This window comes from Streptomyces globosus (assembly GCF_003325375.1).
In the GTDB taxonomy this organism is placed as follows: Bacteria; Actinomycetota; Actinomycetes; order Streptomycetales; family Streptomycetaceae; genus Streptomyces; species Streptomyces globosus_A.
The window spans coordinates 2,783,726-2,802,159 of the sequence record NZ_CP030862.1 but is presented as its reverse complement, the minus strand read 5'-3'; the positions used below and the strand labels follow the sequence as shown (position 1 = coordinate 2,802,159).

Genomic DNA, 18,434 nt, shown 5'->3' with positions numbered 1-18,434 from the left:
CACGAATTGAGCAACCGGGTAATTTTTGTAACCGGGTTGCTTTTTCGCGCAGCGACCGCTTTCCTGGAGACCACGACGAAGGAAGGACGAGCCATGACGACAAGCACCCTGACGGCTGCGACCGATGTCCTGGTGGTCGGCTCCGGACCGACGGGGCTCGCCCTCGCCTGCGACCTGGCCCGGCGGGGCATCGCGGTGCGGGTTCTGGAGCGGCGCCCGGCACCCCACCGCGAATCGCGCGGCAAGGGGCTTCAGCCGGAGGCTCTGGAGGTCCTCGACGAACTCGGCGCGGGCGACCGCATCAGGGCTGTCGGGCGGACCGGGATCGTGCTGCGCAAGTACTTCGACGGCGAGCACATCGGCGACTCCCCCTCCGGCGCCGGGATCCTCGTGGGGCAGTGGCAGGTGGAGGAGGCGCTGCGGGAGCGGCTCGCAGAGCTGGGCGTGCGCGTCGGGCACAGCGAGGCCCTCGTCGCCGTCGACCAGGGGACGGCGGGCATCCGCGCCGAACTGGCCGACGGCACGAGCGTGCACGCGGCCTACCTGGCCGGCTGCGACGGCGGCCGCAGCACCACGCGCCGGCTGCTCGGGGTCCCGCTCGAGGGGAGTACCTCCGAGGAGGAGGCGATGGTCCTCGGCGACGTGCAGGCTCCCGGCCTCAGCAGGGAGTTCTGGCACCAGTGGTTCACCGCGGAGGGCGGCGGCATCCTGCTGTGCCCCATGCCGGGGACGGAGTCCTTCCAACTCCAGGCGGCGCCCGAGAAGGACGAGGAAGGCCGGACCCTGCCGCCTTCCCTGGAGGGCTTCCAACGGCTCTTCGACCGGTACGCACAGGTCCCCGGGATACGCCTGGCCGACCCCACCTGGATGTCGTCGTGGCGGGCCAACTCGCGGGTGGCGGCGCGGATGCGCCGGGGCCGCGCGTTCCTCGCCGGGGACGCGGCGCACGTGCACCCGATAGCAGGCGGGCTCGGCATCACCACCGGCATCCGGGACGCCGCCGCCCTCGCCCGAACCCTCGCCGCAGCCCTGACGGGACCGGCCACGGCTGAGGTACTCGACGCCTACGAGTCGGAACGCCTCCCCGCGGCAGCAGCGGTCGTGGCCGACACGACGCAGCGCTACGAGCGCGTGGTCCATGCAGTCCGCACTCCAGGCCGCGGCACGGAGACCGGCATGGCCTGACGCCCCGCCCCCTCACCCCGGCCGACGGGCCGGACCCGGGGGTCCGGCTGCCCGACCGGGCTCACCGGCGGGGGCTGCGCGGCGACGAGCCCGGCAGGACCCGGCACAGCACGGCGTGGGCCCAGCGGCCCGCTTCGCGTGCACTGCGCTTCAGACGACGGCACGCAGGGGCAGCAGCCGGCAGCCGGCCCGCGGAAGGAGTCCCAAAGAACTTATTCAGGACAGGAGTTGTCCTCTTCGCGTCATAGGGTCGTCGCATCACGAGGGGATGCACGAGAGGATGAGACCGATGGGGCACACAGCGCCCGAGGGCTACACGAGCGTTGCACCGTGGGTGGTCACCGACGACACCGGCGCACTGCTCGACTTCATCACCGCCGCGTTCGACGGCGAGGAACTCGCCCGGGTGCCGGTCGAGGACGGCACCATCGGCCACGGCGAGATCCGTGTCGGCGACACCGTGGTGCTGGCCTTCGACCGGCGGCCCGACTGGCCGGTGATGCCCTCGCTGCTCCGGGTCTACGTCCCGGATGCGGACGCCGCGATGGCTGCTGCTGTGGCGCACGGGGCACAGGTGGTCACCGAGGCCGCTGACAGCGCGTGGGGGGATCGCGGTGGCCGGGTGAGGGATCCGTTCGGCAACATCTGGTGGGTGGTGAGCCGGGTGGAGGAGGTCGCACCGGACCGGGCCTGGGAGCGCATGTTCGAGCCGAAGTACGCCGAGGCGATGCGCACGGCCCAGGAGACGCTGGATGCCGCCCTGAGCGGCCGGGAGTCGGGGGTGGCAAGCACCCCCGCGGCGCCCGACCGACTGAGCCTCTGCGGGGTCGCGGTGCTGACTGCGGGCCGGACATGGCCGCGCGGCAACGGGGCTGATGACGAGCGGATCGCCTCGACCACGGCCAGATTGCACCCTGGGGGGGGCGTGCTCCGGCCGACTTCCGGGGGGCGGGGCCTCGCTGTCGCGGGCAAGCCGGCCCGCGGCCGGGCCGGGCAGGCCGGGCAGCCAGGTGGGCCGGGCGGGCCCGCGGTGTGCCGCCGGGGCGGGACCGCGGACCACGGGCGCGGCACCCGCCCGTGGTCCAGGCCGGCGAGCCCGTGGCGGGAGGGGTGGAGCCGGCTTGGGGACGGGGGGGGTCAGCCCGGGGAGGGGATGGCGTCGGCGAGGGTCAGGGCGTGGATGCGGTCCGGGGCGCCGGGGCGGGCGTAGTACCAGCCCTGCGCGGTGTCACAGCCGAGTGCACGGAGTTGGGCCGCCTGGGCGCCGGTCTCCACGCCCTCGACGGTGACGGCGAGTTCGAGGCTGTGGGCCAGGGACACGATGCCCTCGACGATCTTGACGTCGACGGGGTTGGCGGGCTGCTGCTGCATCCCCTTGGTGAAGGAGCGGTCCAGCTTCAGCACGCTCACCGGGAGGCGGCGCAGGTTCGCGAGGTTCGAGTAGCCCGTGCCGAAGTCGTCGAGGGCGATGTCGACGCCGAGGTCGGCGAGGCGGCGCAGCGGTTCCAGGAGTTCGTCGTCCGCGCCGATGAGGGCCGACTCGGTGACCTCCAGGCACAGGGCGCCCGGGGTGAGGCCGGCGTTCTCCAGGACCGCGACCGTGTCGGCGACCAGGCCGGGGTGGTGGAGCTGGGTCGGCGAGAGGTTGACGTTGACCCGAAGCGGCGAGCCGCCGTGTTCGCGCTGCCAGGTGCGGGCCTGCCGGACGGACTCCTCCAGCACCCAGCGGCCCAGCGGCACGATCAGACCGGTCCGCTCGGCCAGCGGGATGAAGCGGTCCGGGCCGAGTACGCCGTACTGCGGGTGCTCCCAGCGGACCAGGGCCTCCGCACCGCGGACCGTGCCGTCGTGCAGGTGGACGAGCGGCTGGTACTCGATGAAGAACTCGCCGCGTTCGAGGGCCGCGGGGAGGGCGTTCGTCAGGCCGTGGCGGGTGATCGCCCGGGCGTCGGCCTCCGCGTCGGCGAACTCGAAGCGGCTGCCGCCGGCCGCCTTGGCCCGGTACATGGTGATGTCCGCGCTGCGCAGCACCTCCGCCGGGGTGCGCTCCCCTGCCGGGCCCTCGACGATGCCGATGCTGCCGCGGACGGACAGCTCCCGGCCCTCGATGCGGATCGGGGCCGACAGGGCGGACAGGATGCGGACGGCGAGCTCCGTCACCTTCTCCTGGGTGTCCGGGCCGGTGGTCAGCGCCACGAACTCGTCGCCGCCGAGCCGGGCGACGACCTCGCCGGGGCCTGTCGCGCAGCTCTGGAGCCGGTCCGCGACCTCCACGAGCAGCCGGTCTCCCGCCGAGTGGCCGAGGCTGTCGTTGACCGCCTTGAAGCCGTCCAGGTCGAGGTAGCACAGGCCGAAGCGGGTGCCGCCGCCGCTGAGGGCCTTCTCCAGGCGTTCGAAGAACAGTGTCCGGTTGGGCAGGCCGGTCAGGGCGTCGTGCGTGGCCTCGTACCGCAGCCGCAGGTTCAGCAGGCGCCGTTCGGTGGTGTCCTCCATCAGCGCCAGCTGGTACTGGGGGCGGCCGTCGGCGTCGCGCAGGAGCGACACCGTCAGGTTGGTCCACAGCACGGTGCCGTCGTGCCGGTAGTACGGCTTCTCCACGCGGTAGCTCTCGCGCTCGCCGCGGACGAGTTCGCCGTACATGCGCCAGACCTGCGGGGCGTCGTCGGGGTGGCCCCACTCGCTGACGTTGCGGCCGCGGACGTGGCCGCCCATGCCGCCGAACATCTGGAGCAGGGCGTCGTTGACCTCCAGCACGTTGCCCTCGAGGTCGGCGATGCCGATGCCGACCGCGGCGCCCTCGAAGACCGCGCGGAAGCGCTCCTCGCTGGCGTGCAGGGCCTGCTGGGCGTCGATGCGCGCGGTGAGCGCGGAGCGGGCGATCGCCTCCTGCTCCCGCAGGGTGCGCTCGCGCAGGGCGCGGGCGAAGCCGGCGGCGATCTGGTGCTGGAGGCGGGCGCATCGGGACCGGTACTCCTCGGTGCCCTCCGCCCCGACGCCGTCGGGCCCGCAGTACAGGACGAGGTAGGACTCGACGACGCCGAGCGTGCCGGCGAGCGCCTCGGGGTCGGTGCAGTGCACGGCGACGAGCTCGGCCCCGACCTGCTGGGCGACGGCCGCGTCGAACGGCCTGGCGTGCAGGGCCTCGGCGAGCGTGCGGGTCAGCGGCACCAGGTGCTGCTCGAACTCCGGGCGCGTCAGGGAGGTCGCCGTGAACGGGAAGATGGCGCGCCCCCAGATCGTGGCGAAACGCGCGATCCGGTCGTCCAGGCCGCTGTGCGGGGCCGCCTGCGGGCACGGCTGCGGGACGCGTGAGGAGCCGGACTGCACGGGCTCCGCGTCTTTCGGGGTCGGTGTGCCGGGGGGCACCGCGGCCGTCGTTCTCACGCCTTGCGTCCCACTCCGCCGTAGCCGGAGAAGGCGTACGGGTCCTCCGGCATGTCTCCGTCCTGCGGGTCCGCGAGGCCGCCGGGCTGCCAGTTCGGCATCGACACGACGCCGGGGTCGACCAGTTCGAAGCCGTCGAAGAATCGGGCGACCTCGTCGCGCGTGCGCATGACCAGCGGGTTGCGGATCTCGCGGTAGACGCCGACCGTGCCGCTGGCGACCTCCTCGGACAGCGGCATGCCCTCGTACGAGGCGTGGGTGAGGACGAGCAGGCTGCCCGGGGGCAGGGCGTCGCGGAGTTCGGCGACGGCGCCGTACGGGTCGTCCGAGTCCTCCAGGAAGTGCAGGACGGCGACGAGGAGCAGGGCCACGGGGCGTTCGAAGTCCAGCAGCCGCCCGACCTCGGCGGCGCCGAGGATGTCCTGCGGCTTGCGCAGGTCGGCGGAGACGACGCCGGTCTGCGTGTCGCCCTCCAGGACGGCGCGGCTGTGCGCGACCGCGACGGGGTCGTGGTCGACGTAGACGACGCGTGCGTCGGGGCTGGCGGCCCGGGCGACCTCGTGGACGTTGCCGAAGGTGGGGATGCCGGAGCCGACGTCGAGGAACTGGGTCACGCCCTGGGCGGCGGCGTAGCGGACGGCGCGGCGCATGAACGCCCTGTTCGCCTGCATGATCTTCGGCAGGCCCGGCATGAATTCCATGGCCCGGCGGGCGGCCTGCCGGTCCACCTCGAAATTGTGGGAGCCGCCCAGGTAGTAATCGTAGATGCGGGACACGCTCGGCACCGATATGTCGATACCTGGCGGGGCCCAGGTGGGGCGCTCCATCTCGGTCTCCAAGCCGTAGTCCGTGGCGGTCGTCCGGGGGGTCGGACACCTGTCCGAGCCGAATGTACTGATCATCGCCCAAGGGGGCGAGCAAAAGCGGAAATTGGTGATCCGTTCTTCATCACACACCAAAGACCTCTGGGGCCCCCCGCGCCACCGATGACGGAAACCGACACGTCCCTTTTGGGAATCGCCCGAGAGGTGATCAGATCGGTTCGGTTCGTGGCTCAAACCTCTATGGTCTGAACAGCACCCGTTCAGGCGAACCAGGGCTGTGCCCCGCGTACGCGGGCGCGCGCGAGCCCATGCTGCCCGGGTGAACAGAGCCCGTACCCGGCGTTTGATCGTGCTCCCGGCCCTGCTGTGGGCGGCCCTGGCCGCCACGCCGGCCGTGGCCGATAGCTGCGCCTACGCGACGATCGGCGACGGCGGCGCCGGGGGCGGCATCAGGCTGACCGCCGTCGCCGGCAGCGGCGCCGCACGAGCCGCCGGAGGTGGCGCACATCACGGCGGCGGTCCGCCGGATGCCGAGGCCCGCGCAGCGGACCGGGGCGGCGGCCGCGGGCACGGCCACGGCCACGGCCACGGCAAGGGGCGGGGGAAGGGCCACCGCTGCCACGGGCACGGCCGCGGCCACCCCTGCCCGCCGCCTCCCCCGCCGTGCCCGCCGAAGCCGACGCCCGCCCCGACGCCGAAGCCCACTCCGCCGCCCAAGCCCACTCCGCCGCCGAAGCCGACCCCGCCGCCCGCTCCCCGGCCCACTCCCACTCCCCCGCCCCCGCCGCCGGCCCCGCCGAAGCCGGAGCCGCCCAGGCCCGCCGCCGTCCCGAAGGCGCCCGAACCGGCCCCGCCGAAGCCCGCGCCGGCCCCCTCACGGGCCCAGGCCGCGCCCGTCCCCGTGGTCCTCCCTCCGCCCCCTCCGGCGAAGAAGCCCGTACCGAGGCCCGCTTACCGCGCCGCGACCGCGAAACCGGTCGAACACCACATCTCGCCGGTGACCTTCACCCTCATGACCGCGGCGCCCGCGGTGCTCGCGATCGTCGCGCTGCGCCCGCGCTGACCCCCGCCGCCCCGTCCGCCACCGCGGTCCCGTCACCGCCGCCACGCCCGCGGCCCGCCCGCGCACGATTGGGAGTCCCCTTGTCGGAATGGCTCGTCCTGACCCTCGCGATGGCCGCGGCCTGCGCCGTCGTCCTCGCCATCGCCTTCTTCAACCACCGGAGGATCGGCGAGGACGACGATCCCAGCGAAACCCCCGACGTCATCGAGTACATGACGATGATGATCGGGGTGATCTACGCGATCGTGCTCGGCCTGGCGATCGCCGGCGTGTGGGAGGGCCGGGGAGCGGCCCAGGAGTACGTGCGCCAGGAGGCCCAGGCTCTGCACGAGATCAGCGTCCGCTCCCAGGTCTACCCGGCCGAGGTCCGCGACCGGATCCGGGCCGGTGTCGACGCGTACGTGACGTACGTGGTGGACACCGAGTGGCGGCAGATGGCCGAGCACGGCACGGTCACCGACCGCAGCGGGGAGCTGCTGGAGCGGATCCGCCGGGACGTCACCGACTACGAGCCGCAGACCGACCACGAGGGGCAGGCGTACCAGCCGCTGGTGGACCAGGTGGCGCTCGTCGACGACGCCCGCAGCGCCCGGGGGCTGAGCGCGGGGGCCACCATGCCCGGTGTGGTGTGGTTCGGGCTGATCACCGGGGCGCTGGTGACCGTGGGGATGATCTTCATGCTGCAGATCCGCCGCTCCTTCCGGGAGCTGCTGCTGGCGGGCCTGTTCAGTGCGCTGATCGCGTTCCTGCTGTTCCTGATCTGGGACTTCGACGCCCCGTTCGGGCGGGGCATCTCCGCGACCGCCGAGCCGTTCCTCGCGCAGTTCCCGCACCTGGACCTGGGCGGCTGAGCGCCACGCCAAACCGGGGAGGGGCCCGCTCTCCCCGGTTCGGCCCAGCAGTGTGCCCCATTCGCCCGCTCCTGATCGCGGGGAGGCGGGCCCGCGCCTAGCGTGGCGGGCATCGGGGATGCATCCCCCACCGCCGGCGGAAACCGTTCCGCGGCTGCTCCCCGGGATCCGGAGAACCATTCCATGGGTGCGATACGCAGCTCCGCCACTGCCCTGCTCGGCGCCGGCGCCGCGGGCGCCGTCCTTGCGCTCGGCGTCTTCGGTGCGCCCGCCGCGATCGCGGCCGAGGCGCAGCCCATCACTTCCTTCGGCTTCGCCATCACCCCGTCGACGGTCGCCCCGGGCGGCCAGACGGTGCTGTCCGTCACCGGCTGCGACGCCGCCTTCGCGACCGTCTCCTCCGGGGTCTTCGACACCGTGAGCATCGCCCGGGGCAGCACGGCGCGCGTGACCGTCGACCGCGACGCCCGCCGCGGAGCCGTCTACTCCGTGACGTTCACCTGCAACGGCGAGAACGGCTCCGCCGACCTCACCATCGCCGGCGGCACGGCCACGCCGACGACCAGCTCCACCTCTGCCGAGCGGCCGGCCGCGCCGCGCACCGGAACCGCCACGGCGCCCGCCGAGTCGGCGGCGGCGCGCGGCGTGCGGGGCGGGCTCGGCGGCAGCGTCGCCGGGATGGACGCCGCGGAACTCGGCGCGGGCGCGGCCCTGTTCCTGGCCGCCGCGGCAGGGACCGTCGTCGCGCTGAGGCGCCGCGGCTCGGCCCACCGCCACTGACGCGGCGCCTCTTGCGGCACCACGCCTGCACCACCGCGCCACCGCACCGCACCACGCAGGCACGGCATCGGCCGCGCCCGGGGCGGCCGCCGACAGCCGGTCGCCCCGGATCCCGTACGGGATGCGGGGCGGCCGGCGTGTGTTCCGGGCAGGGACCGGGGAGGTCGGCCGGTCGTCAGGCCCGGTTGCGGTGGGGGCGGCGGCGCCGCAGGACGTGGACGCCCGCGCCGAGGGCCGCGGCGCCGACGAGGCCCGCGCCGATGGCGGTCTCGGCGGCGGAGGGGCCGAAGGAGCCGCCGAGACCGCCCTGGGCGCCGCGGCCGTGGAGGATCTGGAAGCGGTGTGTGGCGATCAGGTTGCTGTCGTTGCACTTGACCGACAGCGTGTGCGTCCCGGGCGACGCGTGGTTGAAGATCCGTACCGTCGCGAACCCGACGGACCCGGCCGACAGGTTCGCCGGCGAGAAGTTGCCGGGCGACGCAACGGTTCCGCCGTGACCGCAGCCGGCGGCGCTGACCTGCATCGTGGCCCCCTGGTGCACCGAGTACGGGGTGACGGAGACGTTGCTGGGGCCGCGGCCGCCGTTGCCGCCCTGGCCCCCGCTCTCCGGCGGCCCCGCCGCCGGGTTCGCCGAGGCGACCGGAATACTGAGACCGACGGCGACGCACGCCGCCGCGGTCACGGTGAGAGCGCGCAGAACACGCATGGTGGAACCTCCAGCGGAAAGCGCCCCGGAGCGGTCGCCCGGGATGATCGACGAGAACGCCTCCCATCACGAACCCTCAGGTCGGACCGCAAGCGGCGCATGTCCGGCTTTGGTCCGCACGGTTGAGCGACACGCCGCGGGCCGGTCGCGGTACCTGACGGATCCGCAGGTCATGACCTGTCAGGAGTTTGTGTGATGAATACCCGGACGGGTGCAACCCGTCCGGCCCCGCCACCCGTTCGCCCGGCACCGATCGCCGTCTTGCGCGAGCGGGCTTAGCGTGCGTGGAGAAGGGCGTGAAGGGGCGGGATGGAACGCGGGCCGGGACCCCCGCGTCGGGAAGGGAGAGCCATGACCGAGGACGAGAGTGAGCAGCGGCCGAGGAGACGCTCCCCCTGGGGCGTGCTCGCGCTGGTCATGCTCAGCGGCCTCGCCATGATGCGCAACGGCGCCGAGTCCGGTGAAGGGCCGCCGCAGCCGGCGGCCGCCGCGGCGGTGTCGGCGTCTGCCGGGCAGTCGGACGGGCAGGCGCCGATGCCGCTGCCGCCGGGTGCGGCGCTGCCGGCGGGTGTCGCGGAGCTGGAGCACTCGTCGGTCCAGCGCATCCGGATTCCGCAGATCAGGGTGGACGCCCCGGTGATGACGGTGGGGCTGGACGCGCAGGGCTGGATCGAGGCCCCTCCGGCCCAGGATCCGAACCTGGCCGGCTGGTACCTGAACGGGATCGCGCCGGGCCAGCGCGGCTCGGCCGTCGTCGTGGGCCACGTCGACAACGAGCGGGGCCCGGCGGTGTTCTACGGGCTGGGCGCCCTGCGCAAGGGCGACCGCGTCGAGGTCGACCGCTACGACGGGCGCACGGCGGTGTTCGAGGTGTACGGCGTGGAGGTGTTCTCGAAGGAGACGTTCCCCGGAGCCCGGGTGTACGGGGACACCGGCCTGCCCGAGCTCCGGGTGATCACGTGCGGCGGCGGCTACTCGAAGGCGCGGGGCTACGACGGCAACGTCGTCGTGTTCGCCCGCATGGTCGAGGCCCGCTGAGCCGCGGGCGCCCCCGCCCCGCTGGGGATACGTTTCCTCAGCGGGACGGCAGCACGGGCAGGGTCATGCGGTAGCCGCGGTTCAGGAGCTGCGGCAGGTAGGTGGCGAGGGCGTGGACGCTCTGCGTGCGGTCGCCGCCGGCGTCGTGCGAGAGGACGATCACCCCGGGTGCGGCGCCCCTCAGGACGCGGGAGACGATCACGGAGGTGCCCGGTTCCGTCCAGTCGAGGCTGTCGACGGTCCAGGCGAGCGGCTCCATGCCCAGTTCGGCGCCGATCTCGAAGGCGGCCCGGTTCCATGCGCCGTACGGCGCCCGGAACCACAGGGGCGGGGCGCCGACGGTCTTCTCGACGACCTCGCTGGTCCGGCCGATCTCGGAGGCGAGGCCGGGCCTGCTCAGGCTGGGGATGAGGGGGTGGGACCAGGTGTGGTTGCCGATGAGGTGGCCCTCCGCGGCCATCCTGCGCACCAGGTCGCGGTTCTCGGCGGCCATCTCGCCGCACACGAAGAACATGGCGCGGACGCCGTACCGGGCGAGGGTGTCGAGGATGCCGGGGGTGTAGCGGGGGTCGGGGCCGTCGTCGAAGGTGAGGACCATCGAGCTGCGGGCGGCCGCGGCCGGGTCGAGCTCCAGGATGGGCCGGGTGCGGACAGCGGGCCTGGCGGCCGGAGGGCGCACCGGCGCCTCGGCGGTCATGGGGGCCAGCCGGTAGGAGGTGCGGCCGGGGGTCTGCGGCCGGACGGCGGGGACTCCTCCGGGCCCGGCCGCGCCCCCCGGGCCGGGTCCGGCGGCGCCCGCGGCTCCGGCGGCTCCCCCGCCCCGGGGGGTTCCGCCCGCGGCGCCGGTGCCGGGCGGGCCGGACTCGCCGGAGGCCAGGAGTCCGGAGGCCGTGGCGATCCCGAGGAAGACTGCGGTGCGCAGGAGTACGCGCCGCCCGACTGTCGGCTCGTCATTTTTCATTACTCCTACGTATCAACGAGACCGGCCGGGATGTCGAGAAGCGCGGAGGAGGCCGCGCGCCCTCACCCGATCAGCCGCGCCGCACGAGCGGGAACGGCAGCGTCTCGCGGATCGTCAGACCGGTGAGGAACATGACGAGGCGGTCCACTCCGATGCCGAGCCCGCCGGTGGGCGGCATCGCGTACTCCAGGGCGTCGAGGAAGTCCTCGTCGAGTTCCATCGCCTCCGGGTCGCCGCCCGCGGCGAGCAGCGACTGGGCGGTGAGCCGGCGCCGCTGCTCGACGGGGTCGGTCAGCTCCGAGTAGGCCGTGCCCAGTTCGGTCCCGAAGGCGACGAGGTCCCAGCGCTCGGCCAGGCGCGGATCGCGCCGGTGCTGCCGGGTCAGCGGGGAGACGTCGGTGGGGAAGTCCTTGTAGAAGGTGGGCAGGGTGGTCTTCTCCTCGACGAGCCGCTCGTACATCTCCAGGACGATGTCTCCGCGGGTGTCGGCGGGGGTGTGGGGCACCCCGGCGCGGTCGCACAGCCGGCGCAGCACGGCTTCCGGGGTGTCGGCGTCGACGGCTTCGCCGAGGGCCTCGCTGACCGCTCCGTACAGGGTCTTGACGGGCCAGGTGCCGGAGATGTCGTGGACGGCCAGCCTGCCGTCGGGGCCGGTCTTGTGGGCGATCGGCGAGCCGAAGGCGGCGGTGGCGGCGCCCTGGATGAGCTCGCGGGTCAGGTCGAGCATCACGTCGTAGTCGGCGAAGGCCTGGTAGGCCTCCAGCATCGTGAACTCGGGGTTGTGCTTGTAGGAGACGCCTTCGTTGCGGAAGGTGCGGCCCATCTCGAAGACCTTCTCCATGCCGCCGACGCACAGCCGCTTGAGGTACAGCTCGGGTGCGATGCGCAGGTACAGGTCGAGGTCGTAGGCGTTGATGTGGGTCCGGAAGGGGCGGGCGTTGGCGCCGCCGTGGATCTGCTGGAGCATCGGGGTCTCGACCTCCAGGAAGCCGCGCTCCAGCAGGCCGTGCCGAAGGGCCTGTACGGCGGTCGAGCGGGCCCGCACGACGTCGCGGGCCTCGGGGCTGGCGACGAGGTCGAGGTAGCGGCGGCGGACGCGGGCCTCGGGGTCGGCGAGGCCCTTGCGCTTGTCGGGCAGGGGGCGCAGGCACTTGCCGGTGAGCTGCCAGGACTCCACGAGGAGGGAGGGCTCGCCGGACTTGCTCGCCCCCATGCGGCCGGTGGCGGTGACGTGGTCGCCGAAGTCGACCTGGGAGGTGAAAGAGTCGAGGACGGCGGGGCCGCTCTCGTCCCGGGTGAGCATCAGCTGGATGTCGCCGGACCAGTCGCGCAGGACGGCGAAGACGACGCCGCCGAGGTCGCGGACGACCATGATCCGCCCGGCGAGGGTGGCGGGGCCGTCGCTGCGGGCCCCGGGCGGCAGGCCGGGGTGGGCGGTCGGCAGCTCCGACGCCGTGTGGGTGCGGGCGGCGATGCCGACGGGGTAGGGGTCGACGCCGGCGGCGCGCAGCCGGTCGAGCTTGGCGTGGCGGACGCGGACCTGCTCGGGCAGCCGCTCGGCCGGGAGGGCCGGGCCGCCCTGCCCGTCGGCCGTGTCGAGGCCGAGGGTGTCGAGCGGGGGCAGCCCGGCGGTGTTCGCGGGGGCGGTGACGCCCTTGGGGTGGCCGTTGCCCCACAGCTTGCGCAGGCTGGGCACGGAGACGAAGCCCTCGGCGATACCGGAGGCCAGGCTGACCCGGGCGAGCGAGCCGGCGTCCTGGTAGCAGAGGAACCGCGGGTACCACTCGGGGCCGTACTTGACGTTCGAGCGGTAGAGGGCCTCCAGCTGCCACCAGCGGGAGAAGAACAGCAGCAGCCGGCGCCAGAGTCTCAGGACGGGGCCGGCGCCGATCCGGCCGCCCTCCTCGAAGGCGGAGCGGAAGACGGCGAAGTTCAGCGAGATCCGGCGCACGCCCAGGCCGGGGGCGGCGGCGCACAGCTGGGCGACCATGAACTCCATGACGCCGTTGGGGGCGTTGCGGTCGCGGCGCATCAGGTCGAGGGAGATGCCGTCCTTGCCCCAGGGGACGAAGGACAGCAGGGCGATGAGCTCGCCGTCGGCGTCGAAGGCCTCGACGAGCAGGCAGTCGCCGTCGGCGGGGTCGCCGAGCCGGTCGAGTGCCATGGAGAAGCCCCGCTCCGTCTCGGTGTCGCGCCAGGTGTCGGCGCGGTCGATGATGCGCTGCATCTCCTCGTCGGACAGAGCGGAGTGGCGGCGGATGGAGGTGGTGGCCCCGGCGCGGCGGACGCGGCTCACGGCCTGGCGGGTGACGCGCATGTCGCGGCCGTCGAGGTCGAAGTGGGCGACGTGCAGGATGGCCTCGTCGCCGAGTTGGAGGGCGCTGAGCCCGGACCGGGCGTAGGCGGTGGCGCCGTCCTCGGAGGCGCCCATGACGGCGGGCTGCCAGCCGTGGCGGCGGGCGACGGCGAGCCAGGCGTCGATGGCCGGGGTCCAGGCGGCCGGGTCGCCCACCGGGTCGCCGCTGGCGAGGCAGACGCCCGCCTCGACGCGGTAGGTGACGCAGGCCCTGCCGTTGGGGGCGAAGACGACGGCCTTGTCGCGCCGGGTGGCGAAGTAGCCGAGGGAGTCGGAGCGGCCGTACGCGCCGAGCAGCGCGCGGATGCGGGGCTCTTCGTCGCCGTGGAGGGCGGCGGTCATGCGCTGGGAGCGGAAGAGGGTGGCTGCGGCGCCCAGCAGGGCGAGCGCGCCGAACAGGCCGAGCAGGAAGGACAGGGGCCGAGGCGGCCGGCCGCCGAACTCGCGGGCCGAGAACAGGCCGCCGAAGACCTGCTTGGCGGCCCAGTCCAGCCACTGGCCGCGGGGCAGGGTGCCGGGGAACAGGGCGACGAGCGCCCAGCCGAGGAGGACGGCGGCGAGCAGGCCGAGCCCGAGGACGAGCAGGGCCCGCCAGAACGCTCCGGGGCGGGAGGCGGCGTAGAACTCGCTGCGGGCGGCGGTCAGCAGAGCCAGGGCGGCGACGGCGATGACGAGGGAGGGGCCGCCGATCCAGTACCAGCCGTCCGCGAGGAGCAGGACGTCGACGGCGACCAGCAGGACCAGGTAGGCGACGACGATCCACCAGGCGACCTTCTTGCGGGTGCCGAGCGCGGCGGCGAGGAGGAAGAGGAAGACCGCGTAGGCGAGGTTCTCGCTGACGGGGACCACGTAGTCGTCGAGGAAGCGGACGACGTGCCGCAGCAGGTAGCGCAGCGCCGGCGAGAGCGCCAGGACGGCGCAGAACAGGCCGAGGGCGCCGAAGAACGCGGCGAACCCGTCGGGAACCCGGTTCAGGAAGCGGTTCCGGGTCCCCCGGGTCTGCTCCGTCGTGGCACTCATGGTTCGCACTCTAGGGAGCCGGGCCGCGGTCCGCGCGGCGAGCAGCCGGTCCCCCGGGAGGGTGAGGGGCGGGGAGCGTGCCCGTCCCGGCCGGGGGCGGCCCGGTCAGCGTCCCATGGTGAGGCCGTGTGCGGCGGCGCCGCGGCCCAGGACCGCCTCGCTGACGGTGTCGCGGGCGCGGCGGTAGGCGGTGTCGTCGGGGTCCTCGGCGAGGGCGGCCGGCAGGTTGACGACCTTCCCGGCGGACAGGTCCATCATCTGGGGGACGAACTCGGCCTTGGCGACCTGCCAGCGCCCGCCTGCCGCGGCCGGCGGGGCGAAGGTGAAGCGGGCGAGGGAGCCGTAGTTGCCGCGCAGGTCCCGGTCGCCGGAGTGGTTGAACATCTCGCCGGCGACCTGGTCGCCCATGCCGTAGACGATCCAGGTGCCGTTGACCTTCTCGTAGGCCTGCGGGACGTGGGCGTGCGTGCCGAGGATCAGGTCGATGTCGGGGCGGCCGCCGGTCCGGGAGGCGGTCAGCTCCCTGCCGAGGGAGAGCTGCCGCTCGTCCGGCGCGGTCTGCCACTCGGTGCCCCAGTGCAGGCTGACCAGGACGACGTCGGCGCCGGCCGTGCGGGCCGCCCGGGCGTCCGCGACGATCTTGTCCTTGTCCATGAGGTTGACGGCCCACGGCCTGCCCTCGGGCATCGGGTACCCGTTGGTGTCGTACGTGTAGGCGAGGTGGGCGACCGTGGCCGAGCCCGCGGTGTAGAGGGTGGGTGCGGCCGCCTCGGCTGCCGTGCGGGCCGATCCTGCGTGGCGCAGGCCGACCCGGTCGAAGCGGTCGAGGGTGCGCGCCACGCCTTCGGCTCCGGCGTCGAGGGTGTGGTTCGAGGCGGTCGAGCAGCCGTCGTAGCCGGCGTCCTTGAGGCCGTCGGCGACTTCGGGCGGGGACTGGAAGGCGGGGTAGCCGGTGAAGGGGCCGCCGTCGGGGCCGTAGACGGTCTCCATGTGGCACAGGGCGAGGTCGGCGGCGGAGACGAGCGGCTTGACGTGGGAGAACATCGGCCGGAAGTCGTGGCCGGCCCCGTCGGCGTCGGCCGCGGCCTGCTTGATGACCGAGTCGTGTGGCAGGACGTCGCCGCTCGCGACGAGTGTGAATCCGCGTGCGGGGGTCGCGGTCGGGCCGGCGGCGCGGGAGGGCGGGGGGTGTGCGTCGCCGAGGCGGGCGGGCGGGGTGCGTCCGGCCGAGCAGGCGGCCGCGGTGGCAGCCGACAGCAGGGCGGCGGACAGGAGCGCGAGGGCCTTGCGGGTGCGCGGGGTCATGGGCGCCACTCTCTCTCCAATTAATACGACTATCTGATCACCTTTTAATTCATGGAGGGAGGTGCTGCGCGTCGGAAGGAGCCGGCCGGCCGCATCCACGGCCGCATCCCGACCGCACCGCCGGCCACACCGACAGGGGGCCGTTCACCGCACCGTTCGACCGTTCGGCGACCGCTCACCGGCCCGGGCGGCCGCCCACCGGGCGTCCCGGGCGCTTGGGCGCAAGACCGCTGCCTGACGGTTCACGGGGCGCCCGGCGCAGGTGAGGGTGGGTGCGTCGGACCCGGACGGCCCCAGGAAGGAGGCCCTCGTGCCCCTCTCCCCCACCCTTGCGCGCACGGCCCCCGAGGCGCTGGCCGAACTCCAGCGCGAACACGGGCGGGCCCTGTTCGGCCTGCTGCTCGGGCTCACCTCCGGGGACGCCCAGCGCGCCGAGGACCTCGTCCAGGAGACGCTCGTACGGGCCTGGCAGCACCCGGAGGCGCTGGCGAGCGGCCATGCGTCCATGCGGCCCTGGCTCTTCACCGTCGCGCGGCGCCTCGCGATCGACGCCCGCCGGGCCCGCCTCTCGCGGCCGCAGGAGGTCGACGCGGACGCCCTGGAGCAGGCGCCCGCCCCCGAGGACGGGGTGGCGGGGTCCGTGACGGCCATCGACGTCCGGCGCGCCGTCGGCTCGCTGGGGCCGGAGCACCGGGAGGTGCTGCTGGAGGTGTACTTCCGCGACCGCTCGGTCGCCGAGGCCGCCGCCGAGCTGGGGATCCCCGCCGGAACGGTCAAGTCCCGCACGCACTACGCGCTGCGGGCCCTCCGCCAGGGCCTCCAGGGGTACGGGTACGGGCTCGGCGCCTGAGCGCGCCGCGGCCCGGCCGCCGCACGGGGAAACGATCCGAATGCACGCGGATCGGACACGAAGTGCGCGGAAACAGGCCGCAGACCGTTCAAGTTGAGTAAACATCCCCCACGGCGCAAGCCGAGAGAGGAAGGCTCGGTACCCACGGACGGGAAGCTCGACACGCGGGAGAAGGTGGAACGGTGCAGCCCGAGGGTACGAACGGCACCAGTGACGGCGGGCTTGCGGTGCCCATGGCGTGGCTGTACGCCGAGTACATCGCCGACGAACTGCTGCGTACGGGCCGGCTGATCCCGGCCGGCACCCTGGAGTTCCGCGCCGGCCGGGACACGCTCGCCCTGACCATCTACCTCTCCGACGCCGCCGGCGAGCTGTCCGGGATCCGCGTGGTCTCCCAGCTCGACGAGTGGATGTCGCTGACGGCGTACGGGCACCCCTGGCGCGACTGGGTCCACACCCGGTTCCTCGCGCTGGGCGAGGAGGCCCGGGAGAGCGGCCGCGGCGAGGACCCCGACCTCGAACTCGCCCGCGCCGCCTGGCGCTGGCTGGACCGGACGGAGCTCTTCGCCACCAACATCGACGCGGCCCGGCCGGGCGGGCCCGAGCCGTACCAGGGCCTCGACGAGAACGCCCGCGTGTGGACGCCCGCCTGGCAACTCGGCCTCCCCCTGGGCCACTTGGCCATGCACCTCTTCTGACCGGACCGCGGCCCCGCCGCCCGCTACGGGCGCCGCCGCGCAGGCGGGGGGTCGGCCGGGTCCAGCACCAGGCCTGCGAAATCGGCCTCGTTGCGCTCCGCCCTCCCGACGTACCACCGGGCGATCAGCCACAGCACGGGATAGGCGGCCACCCCGAGGACCGCCCACACCAGCGGGCCGGGCACCGCCCCGGGCAGCGCGAACAGCAGCGGAAGCACCCCCACCGCCAGTGCCAGCGCGGCCACCGCCCCGAGCCCGGCGCGCAGCTGGCTGCGCATGAGGGCGCGTACGTACGTCGTGCCGAGGCTGGTCTGCTCGCAGATCTCCGAGCGCGCCGGGGTGTACGCGGGAGCACGGCGGCGGGCGGCGCGCGGCACCCCCGTGACGGTCTCCCGCCGGGGCGCCGCCGCCTCCCCGTACGGCTGCGGCGGAGGGTCCTGCATGGTGCGGGAGTCTACGCAGCGGCGGGCGCGGGCGGAGGTCATTTGAGGAGGCGGGAGAGCCTGCGGTCGGCGAGCGGCCTGCCGCCGGTCTGGCACGTGGGGCAGTACTGGAGGGAGGAGTCGGCGAACGACACCGAGCGGATGGTGTCGCCGCACACCGGGCACGGCTCGCCGTCCCGGCCGTGGACCCGCAGGCCGCTCTTCTTCTCGGCCTTCAGCCGGCCCGCGGCGACGCCGTGGGCCCGGCCGACCGCCTCGCGCAGGGTGTCCCGGACGGCCTCGTACAGGCGGGTGGTCTGCTCCTCGTCGAAGGCGGAGGCCGGTTTGAAGGGGGACACCCCGGCCGCGTGGAGGATCTCGTCGCTGTAGGCGTTGCCGATGCCGGCGAGGACGCCCTGGTCGCGCAGGACGCCCTTGATCTGCCGCCGCTCGCCCGCCAGCAGCGCGGCGAACGCGTCCCGGTCGAAGTCCTCGGCCAGCGGGTCCGGCCCCAGGCGGGCGATGCCGGGCACCTCCGCCGGGTGCCGGACGACGTACACGGCGAGGCGCTTCTGGGTGCCCGCCTCCGTCAGGTCGAAGCCGCCGCCGCCTTCGAGGGCGACGCGCAGGGCGAGCGGCCCCTTGCCGGGGCGCGGCGGCCGGTCGGGGAGGGCGTCCTGCCAGCGGAGCCAGCCGGCCCGGGCCAGGTGGGTGACCAGGTGGAGCTCCCCGATCCGCAGGGCGAGGAACTTGCCGTACCGGGCGGTGGGACCCGCCTCCTGCCCCTCCAGGGCGGACAGGGGCGGGTCGTACGTCTTCAGCACGCTCACGGCGAGCGGGAGGACGCGTGCGACGACCCTCCCGGGCAGGTGCTCGTCGAGGAACTCCCTGAGGGCCTCGACCTCCGGCAGCTCGGGCATGCCCCCAGCCTGCCCATCCGGCCGCCGATGCGCGACCGGACACGGCATGCGACCGCGACCGCGGGCTCGGG

15 protein-coding genes and 1 pseudogene are annotated in these 18,434 nt (G+C 74.2%); 8 read left to right on the top strand and 8 right to left on the bottom strand.

The window, feature by feature from the left end; translation table 11 throughout:
• Nucleotides 1-93: 93 nt before the first annotated feature.
• Together C0216_RS12555 and C0216_RS34330 are read left to right on the top strand one after the other, a co-directional pair.
• Nucleotides 94-1,185 (top strand): FAD-dependent oxidoreductase, encoded by a 1,092-nt coding sequence (locus C0216_RS12555; protein ID WP_114055355.1) that lies wholly within the window; start codon nucleotides 94-96, stop codon nucleotides 1,183-1,185.
• A 280-nt stretch (nucleotides 1,186-1,465) separates the two neighbouring features.
• Nucleotides 1,466-1,981: pseudogene (locus C0216_RS34330) on the top strand (VOC family protein); the annotation flags it as partial.
• 341 nt (nucleotides 1,982-2,322) lie between these two features.
• On the opposite strand, the gene C0216_RS12545 reads toward C0216_RS34330, so the two are convergent.
• Together C0216_RS12545 and C0216_RS12540 are read right to left on the bottom strand one after the other, a co-directional pair.
• Nucleotides 2,323-4,512, bottom strand: coding sequence for a putative bifunctional diguanylate cyclase/phosphodiesterase (locus C0216_RS12545; protein ID WP_114055353.1), 2,190 nt, complete (start codon nucleotides 4,510-4,512; stop codon nucleotides 2,323-2,325).
• A gap of 53 nt (nucleotides 4,513-4,565) precedes the next feature.
• Entirely contained in the window at nucleotides 4,566-5,396 is an 831-nt protein-coding gene (locus tag C0216_RS12540; RefSeq protein ID WP_114055352.1) for an SAM-dependent methyltransferase, read from the bottom strand.
• 316 nt (nucleotides 5,397-5,712) lie between these two features.
• Here C0216_RS12540 and C0216_RS12535 point away from each other — a divergent pair, with 316 nt between their 5' ends.
• The 3 genes from C0216_RS12535 to C0216_RS12525 all read left to right on the top strand — a co-directional run bounded on the left by C0216_RS12535 (nucleotide 5,713) and on the right by C0216_RS12525 (nucleotide 8,087).
• Nucleotides 5,713-6,456 carry a hypothetical protein gene (locus C0216_RS12535; protein ID WP_162793188.1) on the top strand — a complete coding sequence of 248 codons (744 nt, stop codon included), beginning with the start codon at nucleotides 5,713-5,715 and terminating at the stop codon, nucleotides 6,454-6,456.
• Between the two features lie 80 nt (nucleotides 6,457-6,536).
• A complete protein-coding gene (locus C0216_RS12530; protein WP_114055350.1) occupies nucleotides 6,537-7,307 on the top strand; it encodes a DUF4239 domain-containing protein in 771 nt (256 codons plus the stop codon).
• A gap of 183 nt (nucleotides 7,308-7,490) precedes the next feature.
• Nucleotides 7,491-8,087: a hypothetical protein gene (locus C0216_RS12525; protein WP_114055349.1), complete on the top strand. Its 597-nt coding sequence runs from the start codon at nucleotides 7,491-7,493 to the stop codon at nucleotides 8,085-8,087.
• A 175-nt stretch (nucleotides 8,088-8,262) separates the two neighbouring features.
• Here the strand turns inward: C0216_RS12525 and C0216_RS12520 are convergent, their stop codons facing one another.
• Entirely contained in the window at nucleotides 8,263-8,793 is a 531-nt protein-coding gene (locus tag C0216_RS12520; protein WP_114055348.1) for a hypothetical protein, read from the bottom strand.
• 351 nt (nucleotides 8,794-9,144) lie between these two features.
• Here C0216_RS12520 and C0216_RS12515 point away from each other — a divergent pair, with 351 nt between their 5' ends.
• Complete coding sequence (locus C0216_RS12515) at nucleotides 9,145-9,831, top strand: class F sortase (RefSeq protein WP_114055347.1); 687 nt, start codon at nucleotides 9,145-9,147, stop codon at nucleotides 9,829-9,831.
• Nucleotides 9,832-9,868: 37 nt separating this feature from the next.
• Here the strand turns inward: C0216_RS12515 and C0216_RS12510 are convergent, their stop codons facing one another.
• The 3 genes from C0216_RS12510 to C0216_RS12500 form a co-directional block, all read right to left on the bottom strand.
• Nucleotides 9,869-10,792 carry a polysaccharide deacetylase family protein gene (locus C0216_RS12510; protein WP_114055346.1) on the bottom strand — a complete coding sequence of 308 codons (924 nt, stop codon included), beginning with the start codon at nucleotides 10,790-10,792 and terminating at the stop codon, nucleotides 9,869-9,871.
• A gap of 70 nt (nucleotides 10,793-10,862) precedes the next feature.
• Nucleotides 10,863-14,168 (bottom strand): bifunctional lysylphosphatidylglycerol synthetase/lysine--tRNA ligase LysX, encoded by a 3,306-nt coding sequence (gene lysX, locus C0216_RS12505; protein WP_114055345.1) that lies wholly within the window; start codon nucleotides 14,166-14,168, stop codon nucleotides 10,863-10,865.
• Between the two features lie 105 nt (nucleotides 14,169-14,273).
• Complete coding sequence (locus C0216_RS12500; RefSeq protein ID WP_114055344.1) at nucleotides 14,274-15,473, bottom strand: CapA family protein; 1,200 nt, start codon at nucleotides 15,471-15,473, stop codon at nucleotides 14,274-14,276.
• Between the two features lie 310 nt (nucleotides 15,474-15,783).
• On the opposite strand from C0216_RS12500, the gene C0216_RS12495 reads away from it, so the two are divergent.
• Nucleotides 15,784-16,323 (top strand): sigma-70 family RNA polymerase sigma factor, encoded by a 540-nt coding sequence (locus C0216_RS12495; protein ID WP_114055343.1) that lies wholly within the window; start codon nucleotides 15,784-15,786, stop codon nucleotides 16,321-16,323.
• A gap of 233 nt (nucleotides 16,324-16,556) precedes the next feature.
• Nucleotides 16,557-17,021, top strand: a complete 465-nt coding sequence (locus C0216_RS12490) for a hypothetical protein (protein ID WP_162793331.1) — start codon at nucleotides 16,557-16,559, stop codon at nucleotides 17,019-17,021.
• Nucleotides 17,022-17,044: 23 nt separating this feature from the next.
• On the opposite strand, the gene C0216_RS12485 is transcribed toward C0216_RS12490, so the two are convergent.
• Together C0216_RS12485 and C0216_RS12480 are read right to left on the bottom strand one after the other, a co-directional pair.
• Nucleotides 17,045-17,464, bottom strand: coding sequence for a hypothetical protein (locus C0216_RS12485; protein WP_174250383.1), 420 nt, complete (start codon nucleotides 17,462-17,464; stop codon nucleotides 17,045-17,047).
• A 38-nt stretch (nucleotides 17,465-17,502) separates the two neighbouring features.
• Nucleotides 17,503-18,363: an Fpg/Nei family DNA glycosylase gene (locus C0216_RS12480; protein ID WP_114055341.1), complete on the bottom strand. Its 861-nt coding sequence runs from the start codon at nucleotides 18,361-18,363 to the stop codon at nucleotides 17,503-17,505.
• Nucleotides 18,364-18,434 lie beyond the last annotated feature (71 nt).